The following is a 19,581-nucleotide window of genomic DNA, read 5'->3' on the forward strand; positions in this document are numbered from 1 at the left end:
AGATAACATTTCTTTAAAATAAGATGAATTTTAGCAACAAAGGTCACCTGGTGGTCTACTGCAACGAAAATCTCACCGTCGCCACCTGTCCGGCGTCATCCATCACCAGCAGTTGATAATCCCCTTTGGTCGCCAGCCGTAGCGTAAGACGGCGTCCGCGTTCATCCAGCCGTTCACCGTTAAGAAACCACCAGCGATCGCCAGTCCCACCGCTGGTTTGTACTGGCAATGAGGCCAGCGCAGAACCGGGTAAACGCTTCACGATCGCGCCATCACGAACCCCTGTCAACTGCAACGGCAGCGAAGCATCCTGCCCCAGCGGCGGACACGTGGCAGAAACCGGCGGTAATCTCGCCCCACGGCGCTCTGACTCCGGCAGCCATGGCTCCAGCGGTAAAGGCCAGACGATTAACGTTTGTTCGCGCGCCTGCGGGCAATCCGCCGCCACACGTTTACCTTCATCGTCCAGCCAGACGGGGAAACGAATGCCACTCACGCCCTCCTGTTCGGGCAATAACAACGTGGGCGGCTGGCTGCCGTCCAGCAGCCAGGTTGCCAGACGGCGTCGACAGTTGCTGTCTCCCGGCGCAAGTGACTGCCCGCCCGGCCAGCACACTACGCCGCGGCTAACGGATTCAGGGCGCGGATCCTCTGGCTGATTTGCCCCGCGAGAGAGCAAAAGATTGTTGACCTGATTGAGCAGCGGCACGGCGCTGGCAAAACCAAACTGGCCCACCACCGGCGTACCGTCGGGTCTACCGGTCCAGATACCCATCACATAACGGGCGTTAACGCCAATCGCCCACGCATCGCGATAGCCATAACTGGTACCCGTTTTCCACGCCAGCGGAACCACTCTGCTCAGCGCGTTATCCGGCAGCGGTTGCGCTTCGTCAGCCATAATGCGGCGAATAATCCACGCCGCGCCCACCGACATCAACGGACGCTCCAGCAGAGGATCGTCTGGCTGCAGGCGCAGTTTTCCCGCTTTTCCCTGACGGGCAAAGGCACTGTACGCCGCCGCCATGTCTTCCAGTCTGGCCCCTGCCCCGCCCAAAATCAGCGACAGATTCGGTGCGGCACCAGCGGGCAGATACAGCGGTAAGCCAACGTTACGTAACGATGCGGCAAAACGCTTCGGGCCATAGGCTTCAAGTACCTGCACGGCGGGTAAATTCAGCGAGCGCACCAGCGCTTCGCTCATACTGACCGGGCCATGAAAACCACTGTCAAAATTCCCTGGTCGATAATCTCCGGTTCGACGCGGCACATCCTGCAACAATGAAGCAGGATGAATTAATCCGTCATCCAGCGCCAGACCATAGATAAACGGCTTCAGCACCGAGCCCGGCGAGCGGATCGCATTCACCATATCCACATGGCCAAAGCGGGAGTCGTCATTCATATCTACCGACCCCACCCAGCCACGCACGCTCATATCCGTGTGATCGACCACAATCATCGCCAGCGAACTGCGCGCAGGTAAGCGGCCCTTCCAGTTTTGCGCCAGCTCTTCCAGTTGGCGCTGTAATCCGGCGTCAAGGGTGGTCACGATTTTATCGCTCCGGCTTTTTCCCAGCATCATGCGCGAGAATAACGGCGCTAACTGCGGCATTTGTCTGGGCGCCAGCCAGACCGGTTCTTCGCGTGACTCCTGCACCTGTCTGGCAGGCCAAACGCCCTGCGTCGCCATGCGCTCAAGCACTTTATTGCGCGCCGCTTCAGCACGATCCGGCCAGCGGTCCGGGCGCAGACGGCTCGGTGCCTGCGGCAACACGGCCAGCAGCGCGGCATCGGAATAACTCAACTGTGTGGGAGATTTACCAAGGTAGGCCCAGCTCGCAGCACCCACGCCCTGCAGCGTGCCGCCAAACGGCGCACGGTTAAGATATAGCGTCAGGATGTCGCGCTTAGAAAGATGCCATTCCAGCTGCAATGCGCGCCAGAGCTGGCGGAACTTGCCGCCGAAAGTTCGCGGGTGGGGATCGAGCAATCGTGCGACCTGCATGGTGAGCGTACTGCCGCCTGAAACGACGCGACCTGAGGAGAGGTCCTGCCATGCCGCGCGCAGCACTGAAAACGGATTGACGCCGGGATGTTTCCAGAACCAGCGGTCTTCGTAGTTGATTAACGCCTCAAGGTAACGGGGGGACACCTCATCAATAGTCACCGGATAACGCCAGATACCGTCCGCGTCGGCGAAGCGCCATAGCGGCGTACCATCGTAAGCCACCACGACACGTGCCGGATCGACTTCGTGAAGCGGCAGCGGCCAGATTTTATCTGCCGCCCAAACCCCCGCTACCAGCAATAGCGCAACGGCTGCCTGCCAGAGCCAGCAGCCGCGTTTCCCCAACCCGCGCATCATTTACGGTCTGACAATCAAAAGCCCCTCTGTCGCACCGGTCGCGCGCCACTGCGGAACATACATTGACTCCACTTGCGGCACAGGAACCTGATAGGTCCCCGGCGTTACCGCCCGCGCCAGATAGACCAGCGTCACAGGCTGTCCTTCGTTGAACGCTACCGCGGCGACAAAGCGATCGTCACGGAACTCAACGTGCTGGATATCCGCCTGCTGCATCTGATTGAGCAAATTCGCTACCTCGCTGCCGCTGTCCTGCAGGCTGGCGCTGCCGTTAGCCAGATTCTGGTTTTCCAGCTCCAGGCCGGCTGGCAGTAAGTCAACCACCAGCGCATCCGGTACGTTCTGGCTGGCTTTCACCTCCAGCCAGACCAGTACCAGCTCGCCGCTGCGCAGAGAATCCAGCGCTTTGCTGTTCCCGTCGAGCCCCAGGATCTGACGCTCAATGTGCAGGACGTTGCTGGCAGGCGTCGGCGAGGTTTGCGGGTAACCGCTCACATCCAGACGCAGCCACAGCGGCAGATTACCGGTATTGGTGACGTTCAGCGTAGACAGCGCGTCAGCATCCAGATTACGCGTTTGTGATTTCTCCCCGGCTAACGCCTGTTCAGAGAGTGACGTTTGCGCCTGCCACGAGCCTGGCAAGTCCTGCAACGTACGCGCGGCAAGGAACAGCGCATTGTTTTCCTGAGTAGAGAGCCAGCGCTGCCCAAAGGCCTGTTCTGACAAGGTATTCAGCAGCGTATTCTGCACTTCAGGTTTAAGCTTGTTCTCTTCCAACAATGCCAGCATCAGCGCGTTGTCACGTAGCTGACTGCCGTAATCCGCCATCCACTGCTGCGCATCGCGGCGTGGCGTATTCAGCGCCAGCGTCAACGCTTGTTCACTGCGGTTGGCGTCGCCCATGTTTTTCAGCGCTATCCCCAGTTGCAACAGCGGTAAACCGGAAGCCGCCTGTGCACGACGCTCCCAGATCTCACGCAGCGCGCCGAGCGGGGCTTTCTGCTGACGAGCCAGCACCAGCGCGGCGTAGGCCTGTACGGCAAACCGGCTTGCTGATGCGTCGTCGGTATAGCGAATCGACATCATGCCCGGATCCTGCAAATAGCGCAGCAGCCGCTCGTTACCCCGGTTAATCACCTCTGCCGGAACGCTATAGCCCTGTTCATTCGCGCGAACGAGGAAATCCATCACATACGCGGTCAGCCAGTACTCTTCCGACCCGTTCTTATCCCACAGCGCAAAACCGCCGTTATCACGCTGCATTTGCAGTAAACGAGAGATGCCAATCTCTACTGCCGCACGGCGTTTTTCATCGCTGTCGCCCGCGATACCTAACGCCTTCAACTGCGCGGCATTGGTGTATAAGGATGGGAACAACCCGCTCGCCGTTTGCTCGAGGCAACCGTAAGGGTAAGCTTTCAGTTCACGGATATAGCGCGCCAGATTCAGCGGTGGCTTACCGCTGAACAGCAGTTGTCCCTGCATCGTCACAGGAGAGAAATTCGTCAGTTCTTCGCCCGGAATCTGCCAGGTTGCGCCCGGCTGAAGTGCGACGCCGTAATTAACAGTTTGCGCCGGGAACGCCGGTCGCACGCCAATTTTCCACTGTTTATGCTGAACAGGCAGCGTTTCACCCGGTAGATTCAGACCGCTAATTTGCGCCTGAATTTCGCCATCGCCAAAGCCCTCCCGCGCACGCACCGGAATAAACAGCGTAGTCCGTACGCCTGGCGCCAGATTCACCGGGGCGGGATCTTGCCCCATCAGCTCCAGTAAACCGCTGGCCGCGAGATTAATAATCAGCGTTTGCGGTTTGTCAGTCAGGTTGGTCACGTCCAGCGTCAGGCGCGAGGTATCGCCCCCCGCCAGAAAGCGCGGCATGTTCAGTTCAGTAATTACCGGCGCGGCGACAATCACTTTGCTTTCGCTACTGCCAAAGTCATCCGCCGTCCAGGCTTGCGCCATTACCCGCAGCTCGCCGTTGAAATCACCAATTGGTAACGTCACCGTACCTTCGCCCTGCTCGTTAAGCGTCACCGGCAGCGCCTGTTGCGCCACAATATTGACGTGATTAACCGGTGGCTTGCCGCCGCGTTTTAACTCATCGCCGTCACCACCAAAGCGCAGCGCCGCCAGACGTCCTTGCCCTTCGATCACCTGGCCGTAAATATCATAAATATCCGCGCCATAGCGTTTTTGCCCGAAAAACGCCTGCCAGGGATCCGGCGTGGCGTAATCGGTAATGTTCAACACCCCGCTGTCAACGGCTGAGACCAGCACGTTAACCTGTTTTGGCACATCGCCATTTTTAACACTGGCTTTAATCTTGACAGTCAACGACTGATTTGGACGCATTTTCGCCGGACTTTCCAGCGCCAGCGCCAGACGACGGTTTTCATCGCCTAACGGCAAATGCAGTAAGCCGACTGCCCGCTTTGGCGTTGCCGAACGAGACTTGTCGCCAGGACGAACCACCAGCGCGCTGAGATACAAGTCATGGCGATTCCAGGTTTTATCGACCGGGATGGAGATATCAAGACCATCCGTCGGTACGTCTATCTCTTGCCACCACAGCGGGCCTTCGCTGGACTCCACCATCGCGTAACCTTTGCCAGCAGCGGGTGCGGCAATGTGTAGCTTCATGGTATCGCCGGGACGATAGCCGGGTTTATCCAGTTTCAAGGTCACGCGATCTGGACGCACTGCCCCGCTGCCGTCGCTGTTATCCTGCCAGCTATAACCAGCCCAGAAGCGCACGCTGCTCACCGCATCATTCGGAGCTTTCACTTCCAGGCGATAGGCACCCCACTCGACCGGGAAGCTGACTTTACCGGTCTCATCGGCCTTAAGATCCAGGGTCTGCTCACCCTCAACCAGATCTTTTTGATCGAACTGCGATTGCCAGCCCTCACCTTCAGACCAGTTCCAGTAATAATCACGGCGTTCACGGATCAAACGCACCTGTAAACCGGACACCGCTTTTTTCTCGCCTTGCGCATCGGCATACACAATATCAAAAGCGGCATTGCTGTTTTCATCAACGCCAGGCTGATTGACGGTGGTATCAGTGCGGTAGTCATAAACGGCTTTCGCCGCAAACTGCGGACGAATACCTGGCAGCGTATCCGCAGGCCAGATGGCTTGTTCAACCCGACGCGTCACCGGACGGCCACCCGACTCCAGCAGGCTGGCTTGCAGAATCACCTGTAACGGAGAATGCGTCTCCTGCCATTGGCTGTTGGTAGTCACTTCGCCGCGACCGTGGTCATCCAGCGTCAACTGAACCTCATCGAGGCTGCGAGAAAGATTTTCTTCGGCAATATTACCAAACTGGAACCCCGGTAATGCCTGCACCGCTTCCCGCAGCGGGCGCAGGAAAAGCTGCCCTTGCAGAGCATTGCCGTTGGCGGGCGCGCCGTACAGGTAGTAGCCCACCACCGAAAACTTCACTTCATCAGTTGGAGCCAGCGGCATCTTATTGGCGGTGAGATTGAGCGCCATCCGCTCAGGCATGAAATCTTCGACGTGGAAATCCCACATCCGCGACTGGTTGTCGCCAGTATTGGCACGAATATGCCACATGCCGGTTGGCGCGCTGCTGTCCAGCGGCCAGCTAAAGCGATACAGACCGTTTTCCGGTTGGCTCACTACCGAGCGTAACACCTGTCCGTCGGGCTTAACGACCTCCAGCTTCACCGGCTGGTCAGGCAGCGTTTTGCCGTCGCTATCTCGCAGTAATCCGTTGAGGATCACCGTTTCGCCGGGGCGATAGAGGTCTCGGGGGCCAAACATAAAGAACTGCTTGCTGTATCCCGGCGCGCCGGCAATATCAAATTCAGCCAGATCCAACGCCGGGAGCTTCAGGTCCAGCAGCGTGGTTTGCCCGTCTTTACGGGCCAGCAATAAGGCCGCGTCTTTATCGGTTTCCAGCTTGACGTGACCCTGCGCGTCGCTGGTAGCCTGCGCCAGCGTCTGCCCTTTTTCGTTGAGTAACGTGACCTCAATACCCTGCTGCGCAGCGCCGTTTTCCAGACTCTGCGTAAAGACATCCAGTTGATTGTGGTAACGGTGCGCAGAGACACCAATGTCACTGAGCGTAAACAGCGTAGCAGCATTGCTGTAGTTATAGTGTCCGGCCTGATTCATCACCGCAATGTAAACGCCTGCTTGCTGCAACGGCTTGATATCGCTCAGTGGCAGTAGCAGCTTCTCTCGGGTATTACGCGCAGGATTGAGGTCAAAGCGTCCGGTATAAACCAGTTCCGCCATTTTCAGCAGATTGTCTGACTCCCAGTTTGACAACGAATTACGGTATTCCCACTGGCTGACAAACGCACCGAGCGATTCAGGCTTCACGCGAAAGAAGTTTACATCCACGCTATCAACATTAAGGGCCATCACCGGTAACCCATCAATCACTTTTCCCGGCAGCAGCGAGCCGCGACTAGCGAACCCTACGCTTGGCTGGACGTCGCGGGTGGTAATGTTTTTTTCATAATCGATAGCGAACGTCGCTTTATTCAGCGCCAGTAAATCACGCTCAATGGTAACCACCAGTTCCCGATTAGGTTCGAGATGGCGTAAGCGTAGCTCTTTTAGATTTGGCGCCAGCTCCCAGGCACCATCCACTTTGCCGCTTTTTTTATCAACAACGTGCACTACGCGAGAAAAATCTTGTTCCGGATCGAGGGGAATGGAAAAGGTCAAAACGAGCGTTGCCGCGCCGTCGAGTTGGACCTCGGAGGCATCAAGCAACGTCAGCGACTTGCCCTGGCTTTGCTGAATCAGCTTTTGTAATTGGGCCTTATCTTTTGCTGGCGCAGTCTGCGGTGCAGGCGCATCAGGCTTCGCAGCCGTCGGCGATTTTTCGTTATTATTATCGCACCCAACCAGTGCCAGCATCAGCATACAGGCCGCTACGCGTAAATGTTTCATTTTTCATCCCTGGCCGTAGTGGCCCGTTAGCTACGTAGAACAACTATTATGCGTCAGATTTTCGGCTGTGGAAGCCAGTAACTGTTCTACGTTGTCCTATTTTTCGTGATTAATGTGGATTCGCCTGACAAATCAGCCTCTTTTACTTGTCGCATTGCACTAAACATCCGACAATTTGCCAAAACCTGGTAAAAATGGAGATGCCTATGACCACCGCCTTTTTTGTCGCTGCCGACTGGCTTGCCGAACACATTGACGACCCGGAAATACAAATTCTTGATGCCCGGATGGCACCTCCAGGACAGGAAGATCGCGATGTTGGCGAGGAGTATCGCGCGGGCCATATTCCTGGCGCAGTCTTTTTTGATATTGAAGCGCTTTCCGACCATACGTCACCGCTACCGCATATGATGCCGCGACCGGAAGCCTTTGCCGTAGCGATGCGCGAATTGGGCGTTCATCAGGATAAACACCTGGTTGTCTACGATGATGGCAACCTGTTTTCCGCGCCGCGCGCATGGTGGATGCTGCGGACATTTGGTGTCGAGAATGTCTCCATTCTGGCGGGCGGTCTGGCTGGCTGGCAGCGCGATGAGCTAATGCTCAAAGAAGGAAATGAGGATTTACCGGAAGGTGAATTTAACGTGGCATTTACACCTGAAGCGGTTGTGCGCGTTACCGACGTACTGCTGGCCAGTCATGAAAAAACAGCGCAGATCGTCGATGCCCGACCGGCTGCGCGTTTTAATGCCGAAGTTGACGAGCCGCGTCCGGGCCTCAAGCGTGGCCATGTGCCTGGTGCGCTTAACGTACCGTGGACAGAGCTGGTTCGTGACGGTGAACTGAAAACTACCGACGAACTGGATGCTATTTTCTTCAGCCATGGCGTAAGCTTTGACCGTCCCATTATCGCCAGCTGCGGCTCAGGCGTCACGGCGGCGGTGGTTGTGCTGGCGCTTGCCACGCTGGGCGTTTCTAACGTCGCATTGTATGACGGTGCATGGAGCGAATGGGGCGCGCGTAACGATTTACCGGTAGAACCGGCCGCCCATAATCCCTCTGCTTAACCCTCCCCCTGCTGTTACCCCGCTCACAACGCATAACGTTACATGTAACGTTATGCGTCATTTGTTTTTAAAACAAACAGATAGCTAGAATTCTCCCCTTTGACGCTGCTAACTTTGTCCTGTTTTCGCACTCTGATGTGCGGTTCATATAAGAGAGAACATGATGAAAAGAGCTGTCAATGCCCTACAAAATTTTGGCAAATCGCTCTATGGTCCGGTGCTCATTCTCCCGATCGTGGGCTTATTCATTGCCTTCGGTAACGTCCTTAGCAATGGCAATCTTGCGCAATATTTACCTTTTCTCGCTCATCCCATTTTACAAAACAGTGGTCAGTTAATTGCGAAATCCGCCGTATCTGTACTGGCAAATCTGGCGCTGGTTTTCGCCGTCGGCATTCCCATTGGCCTTGCCACCCGTGATAAAGGTTATGCGGCCTTGACAGGTCTTGTCGCTTTTATTGTTTTTATCAACGCGATGAACGTCACGCTTCAGCTACGCGGCGATCTGGTTGCGACGGATCAGATGCGCGGTGCGGGTCAGAGTATGGTGCTTGGCGTGCAGGTGCTGGAGATGGGCGTTTTTGCCGGGATTTTGCTGGGCGTCGTGGCAGGTTATCTCTATAACCGCTATTCCGGCGTGCAGTTCAGCGGCGCGATGGCGATTTACTCAGGCCACTGTTTCGTCGCCATCATTATTCTGCCCACCTCAATGCTTCTCGGCGTAGCGATGAGCGAACTGTGGCCTTTCGCTCAGCATGGCATCAGTACCATGGCGTTGACCATTAAAGACGCTGGACCTTACGGCGTCGCTATTTACGGTTTTCTTGAACGCATTCTGGTGCCGACCGGACTACACCACCTGGTTTACACGCCGTTTCTGTATACCGAACTGGGCGGCACTGCCGAGGTTTGCGGTAATGTGTATCAGGGGGCGCGCAACATCTATTTCGCCGAGATGGCCTGTCCGACAGTGGCACAGCTCAGCAATACGGTGGTGTGGGACGCTCGCGGCATCAGTAAAATGTTTGGCCTGCCTGCCGCCGCGCTGGCTATGTATATGACGGCCACGCCACAGCGCAGGGCTGCCGCGAAGGCCATTCTGCTCCCCGCCGCACTGACCTCATTACTGGTCGGCGTCACCGAGCCCATTGAGTTTTCCTTCCTGTTTGTCGCTCCGCTGCTGTTTGTGGTACACGCGGTGCTGACCGGCATCGGCATGATGCTGTTTTCTCTGCTGGATGTTCACGCCATCGGCGCCAACGGCGTCATTGACTTCATTCTCTACAACCTGCCGCTGGGCGTCGAAAAGGCTAACTGGCCGATGTACATCGCGGTCGGGATGATGATGTTCGTTCTCTACTTCGTCATCTTTCGCTTTCTTATCCGCTATTTCGATATGAAAACGCCAGGTCGTGAGGAGGACGCGCGGGAGACACGTTTGTACAGCAAAAAAGATTATCAGGCAAAAGGCCGCGATGATTCAGGCGAAGCCATTATTGCCGGGCTGGGCGGTCGCGCCAATATTGAAGTGGTTGATAACTGTTACACCCGTCTGCGCGTCACCGTGAAAGATATCGCCATCATCAACGAGCCGCAGCTCAAAGCGACCGGCGCGAAAGGCGTCATTAAACAAGGTAATAACGTTCAGGTGGTCTACGGACTGCATGTTAAGAAAATGCGAGAAGCCGTAGAGGCGTTTCTCTGAAGGAGCCAATCATGTTTACCCCCCCTTTTATTTTATCCATTGCTGGCGGTGGAAGCACTTATACGCCCGGGATTGTCAAAAGTCTGATGGTGCGTCTTGCCGATTTTCCGCTGGCTGAAATTCGTCTGTATGACATTGACGAAGCACGTCAAAGCACCATTGCACCGGTGGTTGAAAAAGTGATCCGCGATCACAGCCAGTCAATTAAATTTACCGTAACCCGCGATGCGCAAACGGCCTTTCGCGGGGCGCATTTTATTTTCTCGCAGATGCGCGTAGGCCAGTACAAAATGCGCGAGCTGGACGAAAAAATCCCGTTAAAACACGGCGTCGTCGGCCAGGAGACCTGCGGCCCCGGTGGTTTAGCCTACGGGCTACGCACCATTCTGCCGATGGTGGAACTAATCGATCTGGTCGAACGTTTTGCCGATAAAGCGGCGTGGATTGTCAATTACGCCAATCCGGCGGCGATTGTGGCAGAGGGGGTACGTCGCTTACGCCCGAACGCGCGGGTTCTCAATATTTGTGATATGCCGGTCGCTGCAATGCGTAACATGGGTGCGATTCTGGGCGTTGACCGTCATAAGCTGGAGGTGGACTACTTCGGCCTTAACCACTTTGGCTGGTTTACCCGCGTGCGGGTTGATGGCGAAGACCAGCTCCCGGCGTTACGGCGGCATATCGCTAAATTCGGCCTGCTGACAGAAGATGCCGCACAAACGGATCCGCAGCATGCCGATCCTTCATGGGTCAAAACATGGCGTAACATCAAGCCGATCATGGACAACTTCCCTGAATATCTGCCGAATCCGTATTTACAGTATTACCTGATGTCGGAACAGATCGTGGCCCATCAGGATCCAGATCACACCCGGGCCAACGAAGTGATGGAGGGGCGTGAGAAGAAATTATTCGCCGCGGCTCAGGAATACCAGAGCACGGGGATTTTGCCCGATGCGTTTCACGTCGGAGTTCACGGCGCGTTTATCGTTGATGTCGCCTGTAGCCTGGCTTTTGATTTACGCCAGCGTCACCTGGTGATTGTTGAAAACAGAGGCGCGATTGCCAATCTGCCCTATGACGCGATGGTCGAAGTACCTGCGTACATCACTTCACAGGGAGCTGAACCGGTTCGCATGGGGGCAGTACCGTTGTTTCACCAGACGCTGCTGATGCAACAGCTGGCCTCAGAGCAACTGCTGGTTGAGGCCGCCATTGAAGGCAGCTACGAGAAGGCACTACAGGCTTTCACGCTGAACCGGACGGTGCCAACCATGGTACATGCCAAAACCCTCCTTGATGAGATGATCGAGGCTAACCGGGACTACTGGCCAGCGCTGAAAAAAGCCTGGCAGGAGGGGGAATTGCGCTAAAGTCTGGTGCGGAAGACTTGTCGGTGTGGATGAAAACACCGACAATTCCGCGAATTGATGAAAACGGAGGCCCAATGACTATCCCATATTTCTCCCTTCCTGCCCGGCAAGTGAAACCGGCCTGATCATGGACAACCGGCTTGCCTCTCTGCTGACGCGCGGAGAACCGCTTACCCGCGCAGAGTACCGTGTGCTGGCGCACCTGACACAGCATCCGCTGCTGGTAGGTAACATCACGGTACGTGAGCTGGCCCAGGCGACTTTTGTTTCCACCGCCACCATTATGCGCTTGTGTCAGAAACTGGGCTTCAGCGGTTTCAGCGAGTTTATATGGCACTGCAAACAGCTGCTCTCCGATACGCCGCACATCGCAGCGCAGGCCGCGGACAGCGGCGAGTTACCGGCGATGCTTAGCCGTTTCATCGCCAACTATCAGCTTACTTTTCAATGGAATACCCAGGAAAAACGTCGCCATTTTGTTGATTTATTACGGCAAAAGGAGAGTTTCTTTCTGTATGGCGCCGGATTTTCCTATCTGTTTGCGGAGTATCTGACCAAAAAATTGCAGGTTCTCGGTAAGACCGCTTTTATTTCCGGGCCAGGCGACAGCCGGAACATCTTTCTCAGTAATGCCGCCCGCTATCAGGTATTCGTCGCGGTGTCACGCAGCGGCGAAACGGAACAGGTTATTGATAAAGTCAGGATTGCGCAAAACGTTGGCATGACGATTGTGGCCTTTACCCGTGCGTCGGCCAATTCGCTGGCGGGCATGGCGGATTTGCACTTTGCGCTCTATGACGAAGCGGTACACTTTGCCGCGGAGGCCGCCGGAGTGACCTCTTTTGAATCGAATCTGGTGCTACTCATGGATTTGTTGCTGCTGGAAGCAACGGGGTGAGCGCTCACCCCGAATGCCTCAGATAATCCGGTTCTGTTTGAAGTCGCGCAGGAAACCGCCCCAGCGGCGTTCGTAGAACGGTGCGATGTGCTCAGTGATAAAGTGACTCACGCCCTTCTCACCTTTCTTCACCTGGCAGATATCAATGGGTTCATCACCCGGCAACGTATCGGTCGCGACGCTACCCGCAGCATGGATGATCTCTTCAATATCACCTTCAGCTTCAATACCAATCAGCAGATTCGGCTGGGCTTCCGAACTTTCTTTGATTGAGCAGAGAAATGCGCGTTTTACCGGCTTAATGGTTTTAAACAGCGTGGTCAGTGAGTCAATCATCTGCGCCGGAGGTTCAGCGACTTCAGAAAGGATCAGCGATTCACCACCTTCCAGTACTTCCTGGGTGCTTAGCGGATTACCCTCTTCCCCCATCAGCAGGCTGATTTCACGCGGCATAAACTCTTTGCCGGTCGGCAGTTTAGCGTTGAGAAAGAGCGTTTCGCCAAGCGTCATTTCAAATAGCGTACGCACCGGCATAACGACAAATGCTTGCTCATCTTCAACCGCCTGTTGCAGGGCTTCCAGGGAGGTGAAGAACGGGATCACGGTCGTGCCGTCTTCTTTTTCCCAGTGCTGAAGGTCGAGGGCGCTGTCTTCAACCACCGCCTCGCCTTCTGCGGCAGTACCCGGCACCCAGACGGTGGATTCCAGTAATGTACGGAAAAATGCCGGACGATGCGCAGGTTCTGTCGCTGCTTGCTCCAGCAACGTTTCTAATTCATTTTTTGTTTCGGACATAAGTATCACAAATTGGATGAATACATGTAAGCCGGATAAGCGTAGCGCCATCCGGCAATACAGTCATGAATTATGCGGTCAGCAGATTCGCGATGGTGCGCACACCCAGACCGGTTGCGCCCGCAGACCACTGCTCAACAGGCGCTTTGCGATAGGTTGCAGAGCAATCGATGTGCAGCCAGCCTTGCTGGTAATTTTCCACGAAATGGGACAGGAAGCCCGCCGCGGTGCTTGCACCCGCTGGGTAGGCCGCACTGCCGGTATTATTCAGCTCAGCAAAATTTGACGGCAGTTGGCTACGGTGGAACTCTGCCAACGGCAAACGCCAGAACGGCTCGTTTTCTTGCGCCGCACTTGCCAACAAACGCGCGGCCAGTTGGTCATCAAAGCTAAACAGCGCGTGGTAATCGTTGCCCAGTGCGGTTTTCGCCGCGCCGGTCAGCGTGGCGGCATCAATGATCAGTTCCGGTTTTTGCGCGCTGGCGTCGATTAAGCCATCGGCCAACACCAGACGCCCTTCAGCATCGGTATTCATCACTTCAACTTTTTTACCGTTGCGATAGTGAATGATATCGCCAAGCTTAAAGGCGTTGCCGCTGATCAGGTTATCCGCGCAGCACAGATACAACTTCACACGCTTGTTCAGGCCACGGGTGATGGCAAACGCCAGCGCGCCGGTGACCGTTGCCGCACCGCCCATATCGGACTTCATTGAGTCCATAAATGCGCTTTGCTTGATGCTGTATCCGCCGGAGTCAAAGGTAATTCCCTTGCCAACCAGGCAGGCATAAACTGGAGCTTCTTTGTCGCCAGTCGGGTTGTAATCCAGCGCCAGCAGCACCGGCGGGCGTTCAGAGCCTCGACCTACGGTATGCAGCCCCATGTAGTTCTGCTCGCGCAGATCTTCACCTTTGGTGATACGGTACGAGACGTTGTCGCAGGCCACGCCGCACAGCAGGTCTACCGCGCGTTGCGCCAGCTGTTCCGGGCCCAGCTCTTCTGCAGGTGCGTTAATGGTATCGCGCACCCAGTCAATAATCTTCAGCCGGTTATCCAGCTCTTTGCGCTGCGCCTCGTCCAGAGCGGTCCACTCAACTTTGCGGGTGCCTTTTGGTCCTTTGTAACCCTGCCAGAACGCCCAGCTACGTTCGGTATCCCAGCCTTCACCATCCAGTTGGACATGTTTAATACCCAGGCCGTCAATTTTACGCGCGGCGCGCTGGATAAGGCTGAGATCATCTTTTCCGTTCAGGTGCAGGGTAATACCGTCATTATTAATGCTGTATGTCGCCTTTTCACCCCAGCGAGCGTCAGCGGGTTGCGTGGAAAGCGTAATTTTCATGGCTTCTGTCATTTTATTTATCCTTATTTCGCGCATACAGGAAAACGGGCCACCCGTGGGCAGCCCGTTGACTTATTCGGCTTCGTCCAGCCAGACCAGTAAAATGGCCTCAAGGATTTTTTCGTTCGATGCCTGTGGATCATCATCGAACTCTTCCAGGTCACAGATCCATTGGTGCAGATCGGTGAAACGAACGGTCTTGGGATCGAGATCGGGGAACGCGTCGTACAGCGCCTCGCCGATTTCGCGGCTATCGGTCCACTTCAGTCCCATACTACCCTCTGTTAATGCTCACGTGCATGATTGATTGTGTAACGTGGGATTTCGACCACTAAATCGTCCTCGGTTACCCGTGCCTGACAGCTTAAACGGCTCTCCGGCTCCAGTCCCCAGGCTTTATCCAGCATGTCGTCTTCTTCTTCTGTGCTTTCCGGCAAAGAATCAAAACCTTCACGTACGATGCAGTGGCAGGTCGTGCAGGCACAGGATTTTTCACAGGCGTGTTCAATCTCGATACCGTTACGCAGGGCAACGTCGAGAATGGTTTCGCCGGTCTCAGCTTCCAGAACTGCGCCATCGGGACAGAGATCCTGATGAGGCAAAATAACAATCTTTGGCATATTAAACCTCGTCCACGGAATGGCCTTTCAGCGCGCTACGGACGGATTTGTCCATACGGCGAGCGGCGAATTCCTGGGTTTGTTTGTCTACGTTTTTAATGGCTTGTTCTATCGCGTCAACATCGTCACCCTGTGCTACCTCGCTCAAATGCGTAGCAGCGGTGTCGATAGCCTGACGTTCTGCGGCGCTTAACAGCGCGGCATCAGCGTTCAGCGCACCGGATAAACTCTCCAGTACGCGTGCCGCTTCGACTTTCTGTTCTGCCAGCATACGAGCTTTAACGTCCTGCTCGGCAAAACTCATCGAATCCTGAATCATGGAGGCGATTTCACTGTCGGTCAGACCGTAGGACGGTTTGACCTGAATCGAGGACTCAACGCCGGTGGATTTCTCCATAGCGGTGACGCTCAGCAGCCCATCAGCATCGACCTGGAAGGTCACGCGGATATGCGCGCCGCCTGCCGGCAACGCCGGGATACCGCGCAGCGCAAAACGCGCCAGTGAACGACAGTCCTGCACCAGCTCACGCTCGCCTTGCATCACGTGAATGGACATCGCGGTTTGGCCATCTTTAAACGTGGTGAAGTCCTGCGCACGCGCCACCGGGATAGTAGTGTTACGCGGGATCACTTTCTCCACCAGACCGCCCATGGTTTCCAGTCCCAGAGACAGCGGGATAACGTCCAGCAGCAGCATTTCGCTGTCCGGTTTATTCCCGACCAGAATATCCGCCTGGATTGCCGCACCGATAGCGACCACTTTGTCCGGGTCGATAGAGGTCAGCGGCGTACGGCCAAAGAATTCACCGACGCGTTCACGTACCAGCGGCACGCGCGTTGAACCACCGACCATTACCACTTCCAGCACATCCTGCGGCTCAACGCCCGCATCTTTCAGCGCACGGCGGCAGGCCAGCAGCGTACGTTTAACCAGTGCGGAAATGAGTTCATTAAAGGTTTCACGGGTGATTTCACCCTGCCATCCCGCCACGTTAACCGTCACAGAATCGGCGTCGCTGAGTGCGATTTTCGCTGCAATCGCGGCATCCAGCAGTTCGCGCTGTACGCGGTTATCGCTGCGATCGGCAACGCCCGCCTGCTCGCGAATGTAATCGGCCAGCAGATGGTCAAAATCGTCGCCGCCGAGCGCGGAATCACCGCCGGTCGCCAGCACTTCAAACACGCCGCGACTCAGGCGCAGAATAGAAATATCAAAAGTACCGCCGCCAAGGTCATAGACCGCGATCACGCCTTCCTGACCGGAATCCAGGCCATAAGCGATCGCCGCAGCGGTCGGTTCGTTCAGCAGACGCAATACGTGCAGGCCCGCCAGACGCGCGGCGTCTTTCGTCCCCTGACGCTGTGCATCGTCAAAGTAAGCCGGAACGGTGATCACTACGCCATCCAGTTCGCCGGACAACGATTCGGTTGCCCGCGCGGCCAGCGCTTTCAGAATGTCAGCGGATACGCGCACCGGATTAAGCAAACCGGCAGCGGTTTCAATCATCGGCAGGCCGTTTTCGCTCGCCTGGAATGAATAAGGCAGATGTGGGTAACGTGCCTGGATATCCGCCAGAGAGCGGCCCATCATGCGTTTTACCGAGCTGACGGTGTTTGCCGTATCCTGCGCTGCATTGGCGCGGGCATCGTAACCGACCGAGTAGCCCTGCTGCTGATAGTGAACCACTGACGGCAACAGGTGGCGACCTTCATGATCTGCCAGCGTTTCGGCCTGGCCGCTGCGTACGGTCGCAACCAGGGAGTTGGTGGTGCCTAAATCGATACCGACCGCCAGACGACGCTGGTGCGGCGCGGCGCTCAGACCAGGCTCACTAATTTGTAATAAGGCCATTTTCGCTTCCGGAAATTAAAAATCGAGCAGTTTTTCTTCGAGTTGTTCTGCACTGCTTCGCAGTTTATCGAGAAAACGCAGCTTACGCACGGTATCTGCCGCTGCGTCCCACGTCTCGCTATCCAGCTGTTCCACCATCAGTTGATGGCGAACGTTGTACATTTCGCTGACGCGTTGCATAAACGCATCCAGCCGTTGATTGTCTTTTGCCTGTTCAATCTCGTCCAGCTCTTCGCGCAGCTCAAGTTGCTCCATCAGGAACGCGGTATCGCGCACCGTGTGCTGCTCGCTGCGGATATCAAAGCCGTGTAAAGACAACAAGTATTCGGCGCGCATCAAAGGATGACGCAGCGTTTGCCAGGCCTGGTTGATAGTGGCGGACTGCGAAACCGCAGCAAGTTGTTCCGCCTGAGAACCGCTGGCGAATTTATCAGGATGATACTGACGTTGCAGATCCTGAAAACGTAGGCTCAGCGCCTGAGTATCGAGCTGATAACGGGCCGGTAAGCCAAAGAGGGTGAAGTAGTCCATAACATTCTCAGGGCATCGATTCTCTGTTGTTCGATGAGGCAAAACCAGAGAGTCAGGTAAAACAAACCCCACGCGCAGGCGACCACGGTGGGGTTATCAGTAAGCGCGTTACACGTGGAAGCTTTCGCCGCATCCACATTCGTCTTTCACGTTCGGGTTAGTGAACTTAAACCCTTCGTTCAAACCTTCTTTGACGAAGTCTAACTGCGTACCGTCGAGGAATTGCAGGCTCTTACCGTCGATCACGACTTTTACGCCTTTGTCTTCAAACACGGTATCTTCAGCCGCCGGCTCGTCAACAAATTCCAGTACATAAGCCATACCTGAGCAGCCGGAGGTTCTCACGCCCAGACGCAGACCAAACCCTTTACCGCGGTTTGCCAGGAAGGTATTTACACGCGCTGCTGCACTGTCGCTTAAGGTAATCGACATAATAAAACCTCAACTCTTAATTATTTTGCTTCACGTTTGCTTTTGTAATCCGCAATCGCGGCTTTAATCGCGTCTTCAGCCAGAATAGAGCAGTGAATTTTCACCGGTGGCAGTTCAAGCTCGTCGGCGATATCGGTATTTTTGATCGCCTGTGCTTCGTCCAGAGATTTCCCTTTTACCCATTCGGTAACCAGAGAGCTGGAGGCAATAGCGGAACCGCAGCCGTAAGTCTTGAAACGCGCGTCTTCAATGATACCCTCATTGTTGACTTTGATCTGCAACTTCATCACGTCGCCACAGGCCGGTGCACCCACCATGCCGCTGCCCACGTTCTCGTCGCTGTTGTCAAAAGAGCCCACGTTACGTGGATTCTCGTAATGATCGATTACTTTTTCGCTATAAGCCATGATGAATTCTCCTTATCGGTACCGATTAGTGATGTGACCATTCAATACTGTTCAAATCCACGCCCTGTTTGAACATTTCCCACAGCGGGGAAAGGTCGCGCAGGCGGCCAATGGAGTTGCGAACCAGATTGATGGCGTAGTCAATCTCTTCTTCGGTAGTGAAACGACCTAAAGAGAAACGAATTGAGCTATGTGCCAGCTCGTCGGTCATCCCCAGCGCGCGCAGCACGTAGGATGGCTCCAGGCTTGCAGAGGTACATGCAGAACCGGAGGATACAGCCAGGTCTTTCAGCGCCATAATCAGCGACTCGCCTTCAACAAAGTTGAAGCTGACGTTGAGAATGTTCGGTGCGCCCTGCTCGAGGTCACCATTGAGGTACACCTCTTCCATATCTTTCACGCCGTTCCACAGACGGTTACGCAGAGTGCGCAGGCGCGCCATCTCGGTTTCCATCTCTTCTTTGGCGATACGGTAAGCTTCACCCATCCCAACGATTTGGTGCACAGGCAGCGTACCGGAACGCATACCGCGCTCGTGACCGCCGCCGTGCATCTGCGCTTCAATACGAATACGCGGTTTACGACGAACGTACAGCGCACCGATACCTTTCGGGCCATAAATTTTGTGGCCGGAGAAGGACATCAGGTCAACTTTCAGTTGGCTCAGATCGATAGGCAGTTTGCCCACGCTCTGGGTCGCATCAACGTGATAGATGATGCCGCGGGCACGGCACATTTCGCCGATGGTTGCGATATCCTGTACCACGCCGATTTCGTTGTTAACGTGCATGATGGAGACCAGAATGGTGTCGTCACGCATTGCCGCTTCAAGTTCTTTCAGGTCGATAATACCGTTACGCTGTGGGGCGAGGTAGGTCACTTCAAACCCTTCGCGCTCCAGCTGACGGCAGGTGTCCAGCACGGCTTTGTGTTCGGTTTTGCTGGTGATGATGTGCTTGCCTTTTTTCTGGTAAAAGTTGGCTGCACCTTTAATCGCCAGGTTATCGGATTCCGTCGCACCGGAAGTAAAGACGATTTCACGCGGATCGGCACCGACCAGATCAGCAATCTGATTGCGGGCGATATCTACCGCCTCTTCAGCTTGCCAGCCGAAACGGTGTGAACGGGAAGCTGGGTTACCAAAGTTTCCGTCCAGGGTCAGACACTGCATCATTTTCTCGGCAACACGCGGGTCCACCGGCGTGGTTGCGGAGTAGTCGAGATAGATCGGTAATTTCATTGCTCTATAAACTCCG

Annotated in this window: 15 protein-coding genes; 4 read left to right on the top strand and 11 right to left on the bottom strand. The window is 55.4% G+C overall.

The window, feature by feature from the left end; translation table 11 throughout:
- Window positions 1-55: 55 nt before the first annotated feature.
- Window positions 56-2,368: a peptidoglycan glycosyltransferase PbpC gene (gene pbpC / locus N0B36_RS19375; protein ID WP_103766617.1), complete on the bottom strand. Its 2,313-nt coding sequence runs from the start codon at window positions 2,366-2,368 to the stop codon at window positions 56-58.
- Complete coding sequence (locus N0B36_RS19380; protein WP_259688852.1) at window positions 2,369-7,303, bottom strand: alpha-2-macroglobulin; 4,935 nt, start codon at window positions 7,301-7,303, stop codon at window positions 2,369-2,371.
- A gap of 206 nt (window positions 7,304-7,509) precedes the next feature.
- Between N0B36_RS19380 and sseA the strand changes: the two genes are divergently transcribed.
- The 4 genes from sseA (at window position 7,510) to N0B36_RS19400 (ending at window position 12,346) form a co-directional block, all read left to right on the top strand.
- Window positions 7,510-8,370 carry a 3-mercaptopyruvate sulfurtransferase gene (sseA, locus tag N0B36_RS19385; RefSeq protein WP_047501573.1) on the top strand — a complete coding sequence of 287 codons (861 nt, stop codon included), beginning with the start codon at window positions 7,510-7,512 and terminating at the stop codon, window positions 8,368-8,370.
- Window positions 8,371-8,533: 163 nt separating this feature from the next.
- A complete protein-coding gene (locus N0B36_RS19390) occupies window positions 8,534-10,075 on the top strand; it encodes a PTS transporter subunit EIIC (RefSeq protein ID WP_016157133.1) in 1,542 nt (513 codons plus the stop codon).
- A gap of 11 nt (window positions 10,076-10,086) precedes the next feature.
- Window positions 10,087-11,448 (top strand): 6-phospho-alpha-glucosidase, encoded by a 1,362-nt coding sequence (locus N0B36_RS19395; RefSeq protein WP_016157134.1) that lies wholly within the window; start codon window positions 10,087-10,089, stop codon window positions 11,446-11,448.
- Between the two features lie 127 nt (window positions 11,449-11,575).
- Window positions 11,576-12,346, top strand: coding sequence for a MurR/RpiR family transcriptional regulator (locus N0B36_RS19400; protein ID WP_235116940.1), 771 nt, complete (start codon window positions 11,576-11,578; stop codon window positions 12,344-12,346).
- Between the two features lie 18 nt (window positions 12,347-12,364).
- Here N0B36_RS19400 and sseB read toward each other — a convergent pair whose 3' ends face one another.
- From sseB to iscS, 9 genes are all read right to left on the bottom strand, one after another.
- Window positions 12,365-13,141: an enhanced serine sensitivity protein SseB gene (gene sseB / locus N0B36_RS19405; RefSeq protein ID WP_259688853.1), complete on the bottom strand. Its 777-nt coding sequence runs from the start codon at window positions 13,139-13,141 to the stop codon at window positions 12,365-12,367.
- A gap of 70 nt (window positions 13,142-13,211) precedes the next feature.
- Window positions 13,212-14,495: an aminopeptidase PepB gene (pepB, locus tag N0B36_RS19410; protein ID WP_259688854.1), complete on the bottom strand. Its 1,284-nt coding sequence runs from the start codon at window positions 14,493-14,495 to the stop codon at window positions 13,212-13,214.
- A gap of 60 nt (window positions 14,496-14,555) precedes the next feature.
- Window positions 14,556-14,756, bottom strand: a complete 201-nt coding sequence (gene iscX / locus N0B36_RS19415; RefSeq protein ID WP_003037694.1) for a Fe-S cluster assembly protein IscX — start codon at window positions 14,754-14,756, stop codon at window positions 14,556-14,558.
- An 11-nt stretch (window positions 14,757-14,767) separates the two neighbouring features.
- Complete coding sequence (gene fdx / locus N0B36_RS19420) at window positions 14,768-15,103, bottom strand: ISC system 2Fe-2S type ferredoxin (RefSeq protein ID WP_003037690.1); 336 nt, start codon at window positions 15,101-15,103, stop codon at window positions 14,768-14,770.
- 1 nt (window position 15,104) lies between these two features.
- The gene (hscA, locus tag N0B36_RS19425; protein WP_181221314.1) at window positions 15,105-16,955 is read right to left on the bottom strand and encodes a Fe-S protein assembly chaperone HscA; all 1,851 of its coding nucleotides are present in this window, start codon (window positions 16,953-16,955) and stop codon (window positions 15,105-15,107) included.
- Window positions 16,956-16,970: 15 nt separating this feature from the next.
- Window positions 16,971-17,486 carry a co-chaperone HscB gene (gene hscB, locus N0B36_RS19430; protein WP_016154008.1) on the bottom strand — a complete coding sequence of 172 codons (516 nt, stop codon included), beginning with the start codon at window positions 17,484-17,486 and terminating at the stop codon, window positions 16,971-16,973.
- Window positions 17,487-17,594: 108 nt separating this feature from the next.
- Window positions 17,595-17,918 carry an iron-sulfur cluster assembly protein IscA gene (gene iscA, locus N0B36_RS19435; protein WP_003835203.1) on the bottom strand — a complete coding sequence of 108 codons (324 nt, stop codon included), beginning with the start codon at window positions 17,916-17,918 and terminating at the stop codon, window positions 17,595-17,597.
- Window positions 17,919-17,938: 20 nt separating this feature from the next.
- Window positions 17,939-18,325: a Fe-S cluster assembly scaffold IscU gene (gene iscU / locus N0B36_RS19440; protein ID WP_002913991.1), complete on the bottom strand. Its 387-nt coding sequence runs from the start codon at window positions 18,323-18,325 to the stop codon at window positions 17,939-17,941.
- Between the two features lie 25 nt (window positions 18,326-18,350).
- Window positions 18,351-19,565: a cysteine desulfurase gene (gene iscS / locus N0B36_RS19445; protein WP_016154009.1), complete on the bottom strand. Its 1,215-nt coding sequence runs from the start codon at window positions 19,563-19,565 to the stop codon at window positions 18,351-18,353.
- Window positions 19,566-19,581: the final 16 nt, after the last annotated feature.

It is taken from the genome of Citrobacter sp. XY323 (assembly GCF_025106035.1).
Lineage (GTDB): Bacteria > Pseudomonadota > Gammaproteobacteria > Enterobacterales > Enterobacteriaceae > Citrobacter > Citrobacter braakii.

Coding starts and splice junctions, on each gene's coding strand:
- N0B36_RS19380 (WP_259688852.1), bottom strand. CDS start 7,303: ATGAAACATTTACGCGTAGCGGCCTGTATGCTGATGCTGGCACTGGTT.
- pepB (WP_259688854.1), bottom strand. CDS start 14,495: ATGACAGAAGCCATGAAAATTACGCTTTCCACGCAACCCGCTGACGCT.
- iscA (WP_003835203.1), bottom strand. CDS start 17,918: ATGTCGATTACCTTAAGCGACAGTGCAGCAGCGCGTGTAAATACCTTC.
- pbpC (WP_103766617.1), bottom strand. CDS start 2,368: ATGATGCGCGGGTTGGGGAAACGCGGCTGCTGGCTCTGGCAGGCAGCC.
- N0B36_RS19390 (WP_016157133.1), top strand. CDS start 8,534: ATGAAAAGAGCTGTCAATGCCCTACAAAATTTTGGCAAATCGCTCTAT.
- iscX (WP_003037694.1), bottom strand. CDS start 14,756: ATGGGACTGAAGTGGACCGATAGCCGCGAAATCGGCGAGGCGCTGTAC.
- sseB (WP_259688853.1), bottom strand. CDS start 13,141: ATGTCCGAAACAAAAAATGAATTAGAAACGTTGCTGGAGCAAGCAGCG.
- fdx (WP_003037690.1), bottom strand. CDS start 15,103: ATGCCAAAGATTGTTATTTTGCCTCATCAGGATCTCTGTCCCGATGGC.
- hscB (WP_016154008.1), bottom strand. CDS start 17,486: ATGGACTACTTCACCCTCTTTGGCTTACCGGCCCGTTATCAGCTCGAT.
- iscU (WP_002913991.1), bottom strand. CDS start 18,325: ATGGCTTATAGCGAAAAAGTAATCGATCATTACGAGAATCCACGTAAC.
- N0B36_RS19400 (WP_235116940.1), top strand. CDS start 11,576: ATGGACAACCGGCTTGCCTCTCTGCTGACGCGCGGAGAACCGCTTACC.
- sseA (WP_047501573.1), top strand. CDS start 7,510: ATGACCACCGCCTTTTTTGTCGCTGCCGACTGGCTTGCCGAACACATT.
- N0B36_RS19395 (WP_016157134.1), top strand. CDS start 10,087: ATGTTTACCCCCCCTTTTATTTTATCCATTGCTGGCGGTGGAAGCACT.
- iscS (WP_016154009.1), bottom strand. CDS start 19,565: ATGAAATTACCGATCTATCTCGACTACTCCGCAACCACGCCGGTGGAC.
- hscA (WP_181221314.1), bottom strand. CDS start 16,955: ATGGCCTTATTACAAATTAGTGAGCCTGGTCTGAGCGCCGCGCCGCAC.